This window comes from Acidovorax sp. M2(2025), from assembly GCF_049330835.1.
Classification (GTDB): Bacteria; Pseudomonadota; Gammaproteobacteria; order Burkholderiales; family Burkholderiaceae_C; genus Acidovorax.
Genome location: NZ_CP186262.1, coordinates 144695 through 158702, shown reverse-complemented (window position 1 = coordinate 158702; position 14008 = coordinate 144695). Strand labels below are relative to the sequence as shown.

The following is a 14008-nucleotide window of genomic DNA, read 5'->3' as shown; positions in this document are numbered from 1 at the left end:
GCGGCGGCCTGCGCCGTCGTCAGCGCGGCGGTCAGCGCCCCACGACCGACCAGCCCGCGTGCTGGTTGGTGCGGTCGTTCTCGTATTCCCAGGCGGTGCCGCAGCGGTCGCACACGTAGCGGGTGAAGGTCACCGGGCCGTGCTCGCGGTCTTCCTTGCGGCTGCCGCGCTGCACCAGCTCGGCGTGGCCGGGCGCCTTGCGCCAGTTGCGCTGGATGCCCTGGCAGGACTCGCACAGCACCATGGGCTGGAGTTCACGCTGGCGGGCTAGGTCTTTGGTCATGGGGTCGGGTCTTTCATTGAACGGGCCCTGCGGCGGTGCGCAGGGCCGGCGGAACCAGGAATGGGGCGATGGCAGGGGATGCCGGGGCGGGCGTCACCCCGGCGCCAGTGCCTTGGCCATGAGGGCATTGCGCAGCACCACGCCCGCGCGCTCCACCGTGCGGCGCTCCTGCACCACAAAGCCCTGGGCGGCGAAGAACGGCTCGGCCGTCAGGCTCACATGCGCCCACAGCCGCGCGATGCCGCGCTGCGCGGCCTGGGCGTGCAGGTGCGCCATCAGGGCGCGGGCCACGCCCTGGCCCGCAAAGGCCGGGGCCACGAAGAACTGGTCGATGTAGCCGTCGTCCTGCAGGTCGGCAAAGCCGGCCGGCACGCTGGCAGCGCCCGCGCCTGCTTGCGCTGGCCCAGCACCCGTGCGCGCCACCTCCGCCACCCAGGGGTGGTTGGCGCGCAGGCGCTCGGCCCAGGCCTGCGCGTCGTGCTCCAGCGGCGCCCAGGCCTGCAGCTGCTCGGGCGCGTAGTCGCGCCGGGCGATTTCGTGCACCGCGGCGTGGAACAGCGCGCGCAGCGCCGGCGCGTCGCCGGGCTGGAACGGCCGCAAGAGAATGGGCAGGGGCATGGTGGGTGGAAGGGCCGCAGGAACAAGGGCGGGCCGCGATTGTGCCGCACCGCCGTGCGGCAGTGGCGCCCAGGCCCTCAACAGGCCCTACCATGCGGCCATGCACCCGCCCCACCCTTCCCTGCCCGGACCGGCCCTGGTGCCCGCGGCCATTGATTTCAGCGGCCCCTCGCACGAGGTGGCGCGGCGCCTGATCGGCGTGACGCTGCTGGTGGACGGCGTGGGCGGGCGCATCGTGGAAACCGAGGCCTATGACCAGGCGGACCCGGCGTCGCACACCTTCGGCGGCCCCACGGCGCGCAATGCCGCGATGTTCGGCCCGCCGGGCCGGGCGTACGTGTACCGCTCCTACGGGCTGCACTGGTGCATCAACACCGTGTGCCGCGAGGCCGGCCACGGCGCGGGCGTGCTGCTGCGGGCGCTGGAGCCGACGCACGGGCTTGCCGTGATGCAGGAGCGCCGCGGCGGCGTGCTGGACGCGCGGCTGCTGTGCGCCGGCCCCGGGCGCCTGGCGCAGGCCCTGGGCATCGACGCCGGCTTCAACCACCAGCTGCTGGACGCACCGCCCTTTGCGCTGCTGGAGCCCGCACCCGCGCACCGGCCCCTGCTGGACGTGGTGGCCGGGCCGCGCATCGGCATCAGCAAGGCGGTGGAAGTGCCGTGGCGCTTCGGCCTGCGCGGCTCACGGTACCTGAGCCGGGGGTTTGGCGCTGCGGCCGGGGCGGCGGGGCGCGGTGGAGGTTGAGAGAACGGCCTATCCGCGCGCCAGCGCCAGTGCCAGGGCCGCGCGCAACTGCGCATGCGCGGGCCCGTCCCGCTCCGGCGGCAGCTGGTGCTTGGACTGCAGGTAGTGGTGGGTGAACACGTCCAGGTAGGCATCCAGCACCTGGGCGGCCTGTGGCTCGCCCGCCAGTTCCAGGCACAGCGCGGCGACTTCGGCAGTGCAGAAATGATCATGGCGGCGCGAGCGGCGCAGCTGGTAGCGCGAGACCTGCTCGGGCGCCAGGCTCAGCACCGGAAAGCGGTCCAGGTAGGGGCTCTTGCGGAACATCTTGCGCGCCTCGGGCCAGGTGGCGTCGAGCAGGATGAACAGCGGGCGTTTGCCGGGCACTGTGTCGTCAGGGGCCACCTCGGCCACCACCCGCTCGGACGCCACGAACTCGCCGGGGAACACCACATAGGGCTGCCACTGCGGATCGGCCAGCAGCGCCACCAGGCCCGGCTGCACCTCGGTGCGCGCCCAGCCAAAGGCAAAGGTGCCCGGCACCACGTCGGCAATCAGCCAGCCGGTGTTGCTGGGCTTGAGCGGCTCGGTGTCGGCCATCAGCAGGCACACGCCCGCGCGCGCCGGCACCTGCGGGCGCAGGCCGCAAATACAGTGGCTGGGCACCAGCCGGCAGCCCGGGCAGCGCTCGCCCTTGGGGCCGCCGCGGGCCAGAAAGGGCTTGGCGCTGCGGGCCAGGCGCTCGGCGCGCAGGCGGGCCACGGCGTGCGGCGGGGGCAGCAACGCGGGCTCACCCATCCACGTGCTCCAGCGCGAACATGGGCACCTCGGCCTGGCGGCTGAGCCACACGCCGCCGCCCAGCTCCACAAAGCCTTCGCGCAGGCCGCGCCGGTACAGCTCGGCCCGGTGGCGGAACACGCGGTTGTCGGTCAGGTCTTCGTCCACAGTGTCCTGCTCGTAGTCCTCGCGCGCCACGGCCTCGACATACAGCGCGCCCCGGCTCAGGCGGCCCAGGTTGTGCAGCGCCGCCTTCAGGTCGGACGGGCTCAGGTAGGGCAGCACGCCCTGGCAGATCACCCAGTCGAACGGCTCGCGGGCCGCGTAGTCCACCACCGAGCCCTGCTGCCACCCGAAGCGCTCGCACAGGTAGGGGCTGAACTCCACGCCCTGGTAGCTGGCGCCCGGAAAGTGCCGGGCCACGATGTCCTTCCACAGCCCGATGCCGCAGCCCACGTCCAGCACGCGCTGCACCGGCACGCGCAGGTACTTGAGGTAGCTGCACACAAAGGTGCCCAGCCGCTCCAGGTGCTGCGGGTCCACCACGCTGGTTTTCTTGTCGAAGTAAAAGCGCTGGTAGTAGGCCTCGTCGAAGGTGGTGGCGCTGGCGGATTTCAATGGCGGTCCTCGGTGCTCTCGTGCAAAGCGCAAGAGTATCCCGCACCGGGCCCGCGCCCGGGGCTGCGTGTAGGCTGTCGCTCCATGGATTCGATGATTGCCGCGGCGGCCCGTGCGCTGGCCGCGGGCGATGCCCTCACCGCGCTGCAGCGCGTGGCCCTGCGCGACGACCCGCCCGCGCTGGCCCTGCGCGGCATCGCCATGGCCCAGCTGGGCGAGCATCTGCGTGCCCGTGCGCTGCTGCGCCGCGCCGCCCGCGCCTTTGGCGCGCACGAGCCCGTGGCCCGCGCCCGCTGCGTGGTGGCCGAGGCCGAGGTGGCCCTGGCCCAGCGCGACCTGGGGGCCGGCACCGGCAAGGCGGGCCCCGCGCCCCTGCTGGCCGCCGCGCACACGCTGCAGGCCCGGGGCGACGCGGCCAACGCCCTGCTGGCCCGGCTGGTGGCCGCGCGCAGGCTGATCCTGCTGGGCCGGCTGCCAGAGGCATCGGCCCTGCTGGCCGCCGCCCCGCAGGCCGACGCCGCACCCACCCGCCTGCCCGCGCCGCTGGCCGCCGTGGCCGCGCTCACCCGCGCCGAGCTGGCCCTGCGCGCCCTGCAGGTCGATGCAGCCCATGCCGCGCTGCGGCAGGCCGAGCGCGCCGCCGGGCACGCGGAGGTGCCGGCCTTGCAGGCCGAGGTGGCCCGCGCCCGCGCGCGGCTGGGCCAGCCCGCCGCGCGCCTGCTGGGGCCGGGGGGCGAACAGCCGCTGCGGCTGCAGGACGTGGCCGCGCTGCGGGCATCTGGCGGCACGCTGGTGGTGGACGCCTGCCGCCACGGCGTGCACGCGGGCGGCGGGTGGCTGCCCCTGGCGCGCCGCCCCGTGCTGTTTGCCCTGCTGCGTGCGCTGGCCCAGGCCTGGCCCGGCGATGCGGACCGCGAGGCGCTGATCGCCGCCGTGTTCCGCACCCGCCACCCCGATGAAACCCACCGCGCCCGCCTGCGCGTGGAGATGGGCCGCCTGCGCAAGCTCATCGCGCCGCTGGCGGGTGTGGAGGCCACGGCGCGCGGCTTTGCGCTGCGCCCCCAGGGCGGGCGCGGCGTGGCGGTGCTGGCCCCGCCGGTGGAGGGCGAGCAGGGCGCCTTGCTGGCGCTGCTGGCGGACGGCGCGGCGTGGTCCACATCGGCCCTGGCGCTGGCCCTGGGCGACAGCCAGCGCACCGTGCAGCGCGCGCTGGCCGAGCTGGAAACGGCCGGCCAGGTGCGCGCCGTGGGCCAGGCCCGCGCACGCCGCTGGGTGGCGGCCCCGCTGGTGGGATTCACGACGATCTTGTTACTCCCCGCCGCGCCGCCAAATCCCTAAAGTGGCTTTACCGCCCAACGCACACCGGCATTGTTCAAACCGGCGTCCAAGTCACTCCAACCGTTCACGCTGAGCCTGTCGAAGCGCGGCGCGAGGCTTCGACAGGCTCAGCCCGAACGGATATCTGGAGTTCCAGATGCCACGGCCAATGAGTGTGCCCCGGGTCCAACCTTGAAGGAGCCCCGACATGACCACCAACCCTCTGAAACCCGCCACCCACGACACCGCCTGCGGCAGCGACATGTCCGCCACCCCTCCCTCCAGCAAGCGCCTGCCCGTGGCGGCGCGCCAGCCTGCCCAGGTGGTGCGCGAATACGGCCCGTTCGGCCGCGCCAGCGCGGTCCATGGCGTCACGCACGACGGCCAGCGTGTGTGGGCGGCCACGGGCGAACACCTGGTGGGCTTTGACCCCGCCAGCGGCGCCACCACCCGCACGCTCGACGTGGTGTGCGACGCAGGCACCGCGTTCGACGGCACCCACCTCTACCAGATTGCCGAGGCGCGCATCGACAAGATCGACCCCGCCACCGGCCGGGTGCTGGCCACCCTCCCTGCGCCGGGCGGCGGCAGCGACTCGGGCCTGACCTGGGCCGAAGGCAGCCTGTGGGTGGGGCAGTACCAGGGCCGCAAGATCCACCAGATCGACCCCGCCACCGGCGCCATTCGCCGCACCATCGAGTCCGACCGCTTCGTGACCGGCGTGACCTGGGTGGATGGCGAGCTGTGGCACGGCACCTGGGAGGGTGAGGAAAGCAGCCTGCGCCACATCGACCCCCTGAGCGGCGCCGTGCTGCAGCAGCTGGACATGCCGGCCGGCGTGGGCGTGAGCGGGCTGGAGTCCGACGGCGCGGACCTGTTCTACTGCGGCGGCGGCCCCAGCGGCAAGGTGCGCGCCGTGCGGCGGCCGCGCCGCGCAGCCTGAAGGTGCTGCGCGCGAACTACTGCGCCGCGGCCGGCTTGGGCGGCCGGTGCAGCACGCACAGCTTGTTGCCGTCGGGGTCGCGCACATAGGCCAGGTACAGACGGCCCGTGGGGCCCTCGCGGTAGCCCGGCGGGTCTTCGCAGCTCACGCCGCCGTGGGCCACGCCCGCCGCATGGAAGGCGTCGGCCTGCTCGGGCGACGTGGCCACGAAGCCGATGGTGCTGCCGTTGCCATGGCACGCGGCTTCGCCATTGATGGGCGTGGAAATCGCAAACGTGCCCGTGGGGCTGCGGTAGAAATAGCGGTTCTTGTTGGCCACGCCGGGCGGCACGCCCAGCGTGCCCAGCACGGCGTCATAGAACTTGCGCGAAACCTCCAGGTCGTTCACCCCGACCATCACATGGCTGAACATGGCTGCTTGTCTCCTTTGATAAAACCCAGGCCGAAAACCGCCGATGGTACGGGGCTGCGCCCGCAGCCGGTGTCGCCCCGGCGCGCTGCGATGGCCCTGCCGGGGAACTGGCGCATCATCGCGGAACGCCCCTGTTTTTTGGGTTCCCCGCGCATGACCCCCGACCACTTCACTCCCGTTCCACTCGACAAGGCGTATCGCCTGCTCAACCACGGCCCCACCGTGCTCGTTTCCGCCGCGCACGCAGGCCAGCGCAATGTGATGGCCGCCGCCTGGGCCTGTGTGCTGGACTTTGCGCCCCCCAAGGTCACGGTGGTGCTGGACAAGGCCACGCACACCCGCGAACTGGTCGAGGCCAGCGGCCTGTTGGCCCTGCAGCTGCCCACCGTGGCGCAGGCCGCGATGACCGTGGGCGTGGGCACCGACAGCGCCAAGACCACTCCCGACAAGCTGGCGCGCCATGGCGTGGAATGGTTCGAAGCGCCCGGCCACCCGCACATTCCGCTGGTGCAAGGCTGCGCCGCCTGGCTGGTGTGCCGCGTGATCCCCGAGCCGCACAACCAGCAGGCCTACGACCTGTTCATCGGCGAGGTCGTGGCCGCCTGGGCGGATGAACGCGTGTTCCGCCACGGGCACTGGGAGTTCGACACCGCACCCGATGCCCTGCGCACGCTGCACTACGTGGCGGGCGGGCAGTTCTACGCGACGGGGGCGTCCGTGACCGTGTGACGCCGGGGCGGCCGCGCGCGCGCCGGCGGCTCCCACCACGGTCACTCCCCGTCGGAAATCCCCACCTGCTTGAGCTCCGCGAACTTGGCCGCCATCGTCGGGTTGCCGCGGGTGAGCTTCTTGATCGTGAGGTCTTCCGCCTTGTCGTTGGCCAGGCGCAGGTTGTTGGCCGACTTGTGCAGCGCCTCCTTGGTCTTCTCCAGGTCCTTGATGGCCTCGTCAATGCGCTTGACGGCCTCCTCGAACCCATCCGACGCCAGGCGCCAGTTGCGGCCAAAGGCGCCCTTGAACTCCTCCAGCTGCGATTCGAACTTGGTGATGTCCAGGTTTTGCGCCTTCACCTGCGCCAGCTCCGTCTTGTACTGCAGCGACTTCAGGGCCGCGTTGCGCAGCAGCGTGATGATGGGGATGAAGAACTGCGGCCGCACCACATACATCTTGGGGTAGCGGTAGAACACGTCCACGATGCCGGTGTTGTAGAGCTCGCTCTCGGGCTCCAGCAGCGACACCAGCACCGCGTATTCGCAGCCCTTCTCGTTGCGGTCCTTGTCCAGCTCCTTCAGAAAGTCTTCGTTGCGCTTTTTGGTGGCGGTCTCGTCGTTCTCGTTCTTCATCTCGAACATGATCGAGACGATCTCGTGGCCCGCCTCGTCCGTGTCGCGAAAGATGAAGTCGCCCTTGCTGCCGCTGCGCGCGTCGTTGTCCTTCTCGAAGTACGCGCGCGGGAACGCCGTGGCGCGGATGCGGTTGAACTCCGTCTCGCAGTGCTGCTCCAGCGTCTCGCCCACCATCTTGGTCGACAGGCGCGCCTTCATGTCCCGCAGGCGCGCAATCTCGCCGTCGCGGTCGCGCAGCTGCAGGGCGTACTGCTCCTTGATGGCGGCCTCCTCCAGCTGCTTTTTCACCACCACCAGGTTCAGGTCGTTCTTGAGTTCATCACGCTCGCGGGCCACCACCGTCACCGCCTCGGTCACCGCCAGCCTGCGCGCCACCTCGCCCGCCTCCAGCTGCGCTTTCAGCTGCTGGATCTCGGCATCCTTGCGGGCCGCCACGCCCTGCAGTTCCTGCGCGAGCCGCGCCTCGGCCAGCTGGGCCGCGGCCTGCTGCGCCTGCCGTGCGCGCTCCAGCTCGCTCGCCAGCGCATCGCGCTGCTTTTCCACCGCACTCAGCGCCTGCGCCACCGCCAGGTCGCGCTCCACCGCGCCCGCATCCAGCTGGGCCTTCAGCGCATGGATCTCGGCCTCCTTGGCCGCCGTCGACCGCTGCAGCTCGTTGGCCACCTGGGCCCGCGCCAGCGCCACGGCATTGCGCTTGTCCTGCTCGGCCAGCTCCAGCCGCTCATGCAGCTGCGCGGCGAAATCCGCGTCGCGCACCTGCTTGAGGATGTCGGCATACCCGGTCTCGTCCACCTTGAAGGCCTTGTTGCAGTGGGGGCAGATGATGTCGTGCATGGGGGTTACCGGGGTTCTTATTTCGTTGGGTGGGGAGCATAGCGGGCAAACATTCGCCCTTGGATGAGGGAGGTGGGCCGACTCCGACAGATCATCGACCCCCTCAACAAGGGGCGCCTCGAAAGACAATGATTGCGCAGCTGATAGACGTACCGAAATGCTTGAACCCCGCCCCGCCATCACCCGCCAATACATCGACGCCGTGGCCGTGTTCGATGCGCTGGCCGAAGCCACCGAAGAAGCCGCCCGGGTGCGCGGCGGAATGTACTGGCATGCGGGGCGAGCGCACGGACGACGACTCGCACCCCATCAAGCGTCAGTGACGCGGACGAAGACTTCTGGGTGGCCCAGGCCCGCCGCGCCAGCGTGCTGCTGGACTCGCCGGGTTTTTCTGCCGTCATCGTCGCCACCAACGGCACCATGGCCCGCATGAACACCGTGCACCCGGCCACCTTCGTGGCGTTCAAGCGGTGGATGGCGGGGTAGCCTGACCGGGATCCGCTGAAGCGACGCCGGGATGTGTTGCAGGCCGATGCTGTGCAAGTACTGGTAGAGCAGTATTTCGCACAGGTTTAAAGCTAGCAACTCGCACTGCAAATCATTCTTCGAAGATGAGTTGGCTGCATCACCATGCGGGGCTCTGCGACTGTGTCGGCAAAAAAAGGCCGCTTCAAAAAGCGGCTGGTCCCGATGAGGACTCCTCAACGCTTCAATTTTTGAGCACTTTGAGGATCAGGTCGAAATGACGCGCCGAACAGGCCACGAAGAATGGGGAAGTTGGGGGGCAAATTCGAGATGGCTAAGGACGCTCAGACTGGGCTTTCAATGTCCACCTCGAAGTTCTCCAGAAATCGACTCACCAGCATGTAGAAGCCGATGAGAGTCGTAATCTCAACGAGCTGTTTGTGCGATAGTGAATCCTCCAGCGCCCGGAAAAGTTCAACGGGAGCTTTTACCTGGCGAACAACTGCATCTGTATAACGCAGAGCATCCATCTCGAGGCGGGTAAATATTTCGGAATCAGGTTCCGTATCAGTTCGGCTCAGGACTGCCTCGATCTTTTCACTTGAAACGCCCTCGTGCGTGGCAACGCGACGGTGCTGGAAGACTTCATAAGCTGCGCCGCAAAGAGCGCCCACCCGGAGAATGACAAGTTCTCGTAGCTGGGGGTTCAACTCCGATTTTCGAAGGAGTGCTGTTCCAAGAGCCAGGAAGCCTTCGGCCGTTGGCCCACCGTGGGCCACCATGCGATAGATGTTCAGTGGCGGCCTGGAGGAGACCAAGTCCTTGATAGCGGGAGAGGCTTGGTTCATATCAAAGTAAGGAATACGTGCCATGATTTTCCGGAGGTTGGTTGCAACGAAGTTGGGAGTAATTGGGCGTGCGGACCGTGCTAGTCGAGTCGGATGCCCGCGCGGCGAATGACACGAGCCCACTTGGCTGTCTCTTCCCGAGCAAAGAGCGCTAACTCTTCAGGAGTTCCACCCTGCGGAACCGTTGCGCTTTCATACAGGACTGCCATCACTTGTGGGTCCTTCAGCGCGATGTTCATCTCTTTGTTGAGTCTTGCGATAACCGCTCTGGGAGTTCCTGCCGGGGCCCAAAACGCGCCCCAGGCAGCCACTTCATAGCCTTTCAGGCCCAGTTCATCAAAGGTTGGCACATCCGGAAGCTGTGCCAAGCGCGTGCGTGAAGTGACTGCCAGAGCTCGCAGCTTCCCGCTCTTGATGAACGGAAGCGATGACGGGACGTTGTCCATGATCGCAGGCACCTGACCGCCAATGACGTCGGTCACCGCCGCTGCGCTGCCTCTGTAGGGTATGTGGACAAGATCAATTTCAGCAGTCTCCTTGAGCAACTCAAGGGCCATGTGAAGGCTAGTGGCATTGCCTCCGGAGGCCACTGAAATGCGGCCAGGTTCCGCCTTCGCTTTATCGATGAACTCCTTGAGACTTTTCACTGGATACGCCGGGTGAACGGACAGCACGTTCGAGGTTTTCCCCTGGAGCACGATGGGCTCAAAGTCCTTCACCGGGTCAAAATCCAGTTTCGAGTAGAGGCTCACATTCATTGCATGCGTTGAGTTCGACCCGTAAAACAAGGTATATCCATCGGGCTGGCTTCTCGCGACGTAGGTTGCTGCAATATTGCCGGAAGCCCCCGGTCTGTTCTCCACCACGACAGGTTGCCCCAATTGCCTGGCAAGTTGCTCTCCGATTCTTCGAGCGGATAGATCTGCCGCACCCCCAGGAGGAAAGCCGAGCACCAGTTTGATGGGTCGGGTCGGGTACTCCTGCTGAGCAATGGATGAAGTGGGTGAGAGCATTGAAGTGGCGGCTGCTGTGCTCAGCACGGCAGCCATCGCTTGGCGACGGTTCATTTCAGGCATGGTGGTTTCTCCTTTACCAAAGGACAACAGCGAACCGTTAGCTCATGAAAGCGTGATTCCCGCAACGTACCCGCCATCCACCACCAAGGCATGGGCATTCACGAAAGTTGATTCGTGCGATGTCAAAAATAGCGCGGCGTAGGCCACTTCCCACCCTGTTCCTTGGCGCCCAAAGGGGAGTGGGGAAGCTAGACGCGAAGGTCGCTTCTTTGTCGCGGCACGGCCCATGGGTGTATCCATCAGGCCAGGCAGCAACGAATTGCAGCGAATGCCCTTTTCCTGCCCTGCCATGGCAATTGAACGGGCCAAAGAAACTTGCGCAGCCTTGGTGGTTTCGTAAGCCGGATTGCTACTGGAATTGCGCAACGCCGCAATTGAAGAGATCAAAACGATGGACCCGCCTGGCGCCATATGTTTGATGGCTTGCTGCGCAAAGAGCAGGTTGCTGCGCACATTGACGGCATGTTCCCGATCCCATGCCTCGGCTGTATGGTTGGCGACGGACAGACTGCTCGAGATTCCAACCACCATCACAAGGCCGTCCAGTCCACCCATGCGTTGGGTAGCACGCTCAACGACGGGAGCAATTGCATCAGCCACGCCCACATCCACGACCTCGGAAAACACCTCGGCACCAGTGCCTCGGACTTGCCGACAGGTCTCTGCAACGGCGGATTCTGAGATGTCAGCGCAGGTCAGCTTCGCGCCTTCTCGCCCAAAGAGAACTGAAATGGCCCGGCCGTTTCCAATGGGGGGCTCAGGATCGTCGATCTCTCGCTGCCCGGCTCCCACGACCAGAATTCGCCTTCCCTCAAGACGGCGAGCGGCGGCAGCCACGCCATAGGTCTCTTCGAAACATTGACGCTGTGCATTCAGTTCAGGCATTCGGAATCTCCAGGTGGTTGAAATCAACTAAGCGAAAAGAATCCTACGCCGTCAAATGAAACGTTTCAACATGGCGTTTTCCCGAAGCTGTCGCACGCGAGACGGGTATCATCTCTTGGCTTGATTGCGGAGGAGCGATGGGAAAAAAGGCAGTTGACATACGTGACGTAGCCGCGCTGGCAGGGGTCTCTGTTGGAAGCGCATCGCGCGTTATCAATCGTGTTGATAACGTTTCAATTGCAACTCGAGAAAAAGTGGAGCGTGCGATCCAGATCCTGGGGTACCGCCCGAACCACACGGCACAGTCGCTGCGTTCGCGCGCGAGCAAGACGATCGGCTGCTTGTTTACCGATGTGGCGAACCCTCTGTATGCCAATCTCTTCAGATCCTTGGAAGAGCGTCTGCGCGTGGAGGGCTATATGCTGTTGTTAGCGAATGGCCTCAACGACGTGCAGCGGGAACTGGAAACGTTAGAGACGTTTGCACGTAGAGGCATGGATGGGGTGATCGCAGCGCCCGACCATGAGAAGGACGAGAAAATTGCGGCAGCCCTTTCCGCGCTTGCGATGCCCGTTGTAGTCCTTGATCGAGACATCTCCGGGCTCTCTCTAGACACCGTTCTGTTTGATCACGCGGGTGGCGTGAGGGAGAGCATGGCCCGCCTCTTTGACCTGGGCCACCGCCGCATTTCGATTGTTTTGTGGAACGCGAAAAATCGTCCGGTGCGTCGCCGCCTGGAAGGGTACAGAGCCGCCTACAAGGCAGCCGGAGTGCCGTTGCCAGATGGGCTGATTGTTCAAGGTCAATCGGCTATCAGTTCCGTTCTCAGTGACTTTGATCGGCTCTTGAAGCAGTCTGATCGCCCGACTGCGGTGCTGGCTCAAGGCACCTATGCGCTCGGAAGCGTGATGCAGGCTATCGCGCTGAACAACCTGAGTGTTCCACGTGATATCTCCGTCGTTGCGATAGGGGATACTCCGTTCGCACGCGAGAACAATCCGGCCATATCAATGGTCACGGTAGACAGCGCTAGGGTTGCAGCCCTCACTGCTGAAATGCTTCGAGATCGCATGGAGAACGCTGCGTTGCCTGCACGCGTTGAAAAAGTGCCGGTAACCTTCACTGATCGGGCGTCTGTCGGATCTGCTCCCAACTGACCCTGCAATTGCGAATCGCTAGCCTGCTTCGCGTTGCCTGTTCCCTTCGCTTTTTCTCGATCACACCATCCATGACCAGCGGCGTCCTCTACGGCCTGTCGGCCTATGCCCTGTGGGGGCTGTTCCCCCTGTTCTTCAAGCAGCTCCAGGCGGCCTCCGCGCTGGAGGTGGTGCTGCACCGCATGGTGTGGTCGCTGGTGTTCGTGCTCATCCTGCTGGCGGCCCTGCGCCGCTTTGGCTGGCTGGCCGATGTGCGGCGCAGCCCGGCGCTGCTGGGCAAGTTCGCTGTCTCGGCGGTGCTGCTGGCGGCCAACTGGCTCAGCTACATCTGGGCGGTGAACAACGGCCATGTGCTGGACGCCAGCCTGGGCTACTTCATCCTGCCGCTCATCAACGTGGCGCTGGGCTTTGTCTTTTTGCATGAGCGGCCGCGCAAGGCGCAATGGCTGGCCTTTGCCCTGGCCGCCAGCGGCGTGCTGTGGATGGCGCTGCAGTCCGGCCATGTGCCCTGGCTGGCGCTGCTGATTGCGCTGACCTTCGGCTTCTACGGCCTGATGCGCAAGGTGGCCGTGCTGGGCGCGCTGGAAGGCATGTCGCTGGAGACGCTGCTGCTGGCCCCCGTGGCGCTGGTGGCGCTGCTGTGGGGCCGACACACCGGCGAGCTGCCCGCGCACGATGCGCACACCTGGCTGTTCTTTGTGCTCAGCGGCCCCGTCACGGCAATTCCGCTGCTGCTGTTCGCGGCCGGTGCGCGGCGCGTGCCGCTGTCCACCATGGGGATCCTGCAGTACATCACCCCGTCCATCCTGGCGCTGATGGGCGTGTTCCTGTATGGCGAGACCTTTGCCGGCCCGCGCGCCCAGGGCTTTGTGCTGATCTGGGCGGCCCTGGCGCTGTACACGGCCGAAGGGGTGTGGGCAGGGCGCAGGCTGGCGGCCCGGCGGGCCGCGGCCTGAAGCGAAGCGACGGCGCGCCGCGCGATCACAGCCCGCCGGACGACTGTGACTGCAGCTCGCGGATGCGCAGGCCCGACGTGGTGCGGGCCAGCACCATCGAATCCTCGCTGACGATGGTCAGGCTGGGCATGGGGCCGGCCTGCACCGCGGTGCGCTGGGTGTACTGCACGCGGGCGGTGGTCCAGGGGAACCCGCCGCGCGTGATGCGCACGTCCTCAAACTCCGTGCTCGTGCGGGCCTGCAGCACCGTCAGCGCCGCGGCCGACTGCTTGAGGTAGCCGCACACCTCTTCCTTGCCGCCCTCGACCTCCCAGCGCCCGCGCAGGCCCTTGGCGGTCAGGGCCACCTTCACGTCGTTGGCATAGTCATCGCAAGCCGCGCTGTCGCCCTGCATGCTGTGCGCCGTGTGCTGCACGAGCCAGCCCATCACCCGCGGTTCGGAGAAGGTGTAGCGGCCGTGCGCGTAAAAGCCGCCCAGCAGCACCAGGGCGATCAGGATCAGTCGAATCATGGGAGAACAGGCGCCGCGAAGCGCAGGGGGCAAGGTCAAACCGGGCATCGTACCCGCAGCGGAAGCGGTGGGCGGCCGCTGCGTGTACGTCTTTGGCGCCGGCGGGGCAAGGGCCGGGGGCGTGCCTGCGCAAATTTTCCTTTGTGCAAATCACGACGCGCGATAGGCTCCCGCTCGGTCTTGAACGTCCAAGGCACTTCAGCGCCAGGGCCTGCACCGGTGCAGCGGCCGCGGCCC

Annotated in this window: 17 protein-coding genes; 7 read left to right on the top strand and 10 right to left on the bottom strand. The window is 66.9% G+C overall.

The window, feature by feature from the left end; all coding sequences use genetic code 11:
• Positions 1 to 31: 31 nt before the first annotated feature.
• Both ACOYR3_RS00705 and ACOYR3_RS00700 read right to left on the bottom strand, forming a co-directional pair.
• Positions 32 to 283, bottom strand: coding sequence for a hypothetical protein (locus tag ACOYR3_RS00705; RefSeq protein ID WP_422844619.1), 252 nt, complete (start codon positions 281 to 283; stop codon positions 32 to 34).
• 93 nt (positions 284 to 376) lie between these two features.
• A complete protein-coding gene (locus ACOYR3_RS00700) occupies positions 377 to 901 on the bottom strand; it encodes a GNAT family N-acetyltransferase (RefSeq protein WP_422844618.1) in 525 nt (174 codons plus the stop codon).
• A gap of 100 nt (positions 902 to 1001) precedes the next feature.
• On the opposite strand from ACOYR3_RS00700, the gene ACOYR3_RS00695 reads away from it, so the two are divergent.
• On the top strand, positions 1002 to 1646 hold the full coding sequence (locus ACOYR3_RS00695; RefSeq protein WP_422844617.1) for a DNA-3-methyladenine glycosylase: 645 nt from the start codon (positions 1002 to 1004) through the stop codon (positions 1644 to 1646).
• Between the two features lie 9 nt (positions 1647 to 1655).
• Here ACOYR3_RS00695 and ACOYR3_RS00690 read toward each other — a convergent pair whose 3' ends face one another.
• Positions 1656 to 2423, bottom strand: coding sequence for a tRNA-uridine aminocarboxypropyltransferase (locus ACOYR3_RS00690; RefSeq protein WP_422844616.1), 768 nt, complete (start codon positions 2421 to 2423; stop codon positions 1656 to 1658).
• Positions 2416 to 3021 (bottom strand): class I SAM-dependent methyltransferase, encoded by a 606-nt coding sequence (locus ACOYR3_RS00685; RefSeq protein ID WP_422844615.1) that lies wholly within the window; start codon positions 3019 to 3021, stop codon positions 2416 to 2418. The genes ACOYR3_RS00690 and ACOYR3_RS00685 overlap by 8 nt, the downstream gene beginning before the upstream one ends.
• A gap of 84 nt (positions 3022 to 3105) precedes the next feature.
• On the opposite strand from ACOYR3_RS00685, the gene ACOYR3_RS00680 reads away from it, so the two are divergent.
• Positions 3106 to 4359 carry a helix-turn-helix domain-containing protein gene (locus ACOYR3_RS00680; RefSeq protein ID WP_422844614.1) on the top strand — a complete coding sequence of 418 codons (1254 nt, stop codon included), beginning with the start codon at positions 3106 to 3108 and terminating at the stop codon, positions 4357 to 4359.
• Between the two features lie 241 nt (positions 4360 to 4600).
• A complete protein-coding gene (locus tag ACOYR3_RS00675) occupies positions 4601 to 5281 on the top strand; it encodes a hypothetical protein (protein ID WP_422846647.1) in 681 nt (226 codons plus the stop codon).
• Between the two features lie 16 nt (positions 5282 to 5297).
• Here the strand turns inward: ACOYR3_RS00675 and ACOYR3_RS00670 are convergent, their stop codons facing one another.
• On the bottom strand, positions 5298 to 5693 hold the full coding sequence (locus ACOYR3_RS00670) for a VOC family protein (protein ID WP_422844613.1): 396 nt from the start codon (positions 5691 to 5693) through the stop codon (positions 5298 to 5300).
• A gap of 153 nt (positions 5694 to 5846) precedes the next feature.
• Here ACOYR3_RS00670 and ACOYR3_RS00665 point away from each other — a divergent pair, with 153 nt between their 5' ends.
• Positions 5847 to 6422 carry a flavin reductase family protein gene (locus ACOYR3_RS00665; RefSeq protein WP_422844612.1) on the top strand — a complete coding sequence of 192 codons (576 nt, stop codon included), beginning with the start codon at positions 5847 to 5849 and terminating at the stop codon, positions 6420 to 6422.
• Between the two features lie 41 nt (positions 6423 to 6463).
• Here ACOYR3_RS00665 and ACOYR3_RS00660 read toward each other — a convergent pair whose 3' ends face one another.
• Entirely contained in the window at positions 6464 to 7873 is a 1410-nt protein-coding gene (locus ACOYR3_RS00660; protein ID WP_422844611.1) for a DUF2130 domain-containing protein, read from the bottom strand.
• 342 nt (positions 7874 to 8215) lie between these two features.
• Here ACOYR3_RS00660 and ACOYR3_RS00655 point away from each other — a divergent pair, with 342 nt between their 5' ends.
• Positions 8216 to 8359: a GSU2403 family nucleotidyltransferase fold protein gene (locus ACOYR3_RS00655; protein ID WP_422844610.1), complete on the top strand. Its 144-nt coding sequence runs from the start codon at positions 8216 to 8218 to the stop codon at positions 8357 to 8359.
• A gap of 323 nt (positions 8360 to 8682) precedes the next feature.
• On the opposite strand, the gene ACOYR3_RS00650 is transcribed toward ACOYR3_RS00655, so the two are convergent.
• Genes ACOYR3_RS00650 through ACOYR3_RS00640 form a run of 3 tightly spaced genes read right to left on the bottom strand, consistent with a single transcriptional unit; the run spans position 8683 to position 11147 of the window.
• Positions 8683 to 9210, bottom strand: coding sequence for a carboxymuconolactone decarboxylase family protein (locus ACOYR3_RS00650; RefSeq protein ID WP_422844609.1), 528 nt, complete (start codon positions 9208 to 9210; stop codon positions 8683 to 8685).
• A 56-nt stretch (positions 9211 to 9266) separates the two neighbouring features.
• Positions 9267 to 10262, bottom strand: a complete 996-nt coding sequence (locus tag ACOYR3_RS00645) for a Bug family tripartite tricarboxylate transporter substrate binding protein (protein WP_422844608.1) — start codon at positions 10260 to 10262, stop codon at positions 9267 to 9269.
• 42 nt (positions 10263 to 10304) lie between these two features.
• The gene (locus ACOYR3_RS00640; RefSeq protein ID WP_422844607.1) at positions 10305 to 11147 is read right to left on the bottom strand and encodes an SDR family NAD(P)-dependent oxidoreductase; all 843 of its coding nucleotides are present in this window, start codon (positions 11145 to 11147) and stop codon (positions 10305 to 10307) included.
• A gap of 137 nt (positions 11148 to 11284) precedes the next feature.
• Between ACOYR3_RS00640 and ACOYR3_RS00635 the strand changes: the two genes are divergently transcribed.
• Positions 11285 to 12304, top strand: a complete 1020-nt coding sequence (locus tag ACOYR3_RS00635; RefSeq protein WP_422844606.1) for a LacI family DNA-binding transcriptional regulator — start codon at positions 11285 to 11287, stop codon at positions 12302 to 12304.
• Positions 12305 to 12375: 71 nt separating this feature from the next.
• Complete coding sequence (gene rarD, locus ACOYR3_RS00630; RefSeq protein ID WP_422844605.1) at positions 12376 to 13260, top strand: EamA family transporter RarD; 885 nt, start codon at positions 12376 to 12378, stop codon at positions 13258 to 13260.
• 25 nt (positions 13261 to 13285) lie between these two features.
• Here rarD and ACOYR3_RS00625 read toward each other — a convergent pair whose 3' ends face one another.
• Positions 13286 to 13771, bottom strand: a complete 486-nt coding sequence (locus ACOYR3_RS00625; protein WP_422844604.1) for a hypothetical protein — start codon at positions 13769 to 13771, stop codon at positions 13286 to 13288.
• Between the last annotated feature and the right edge of the window lie 237 nt (positions 13772 to 14008).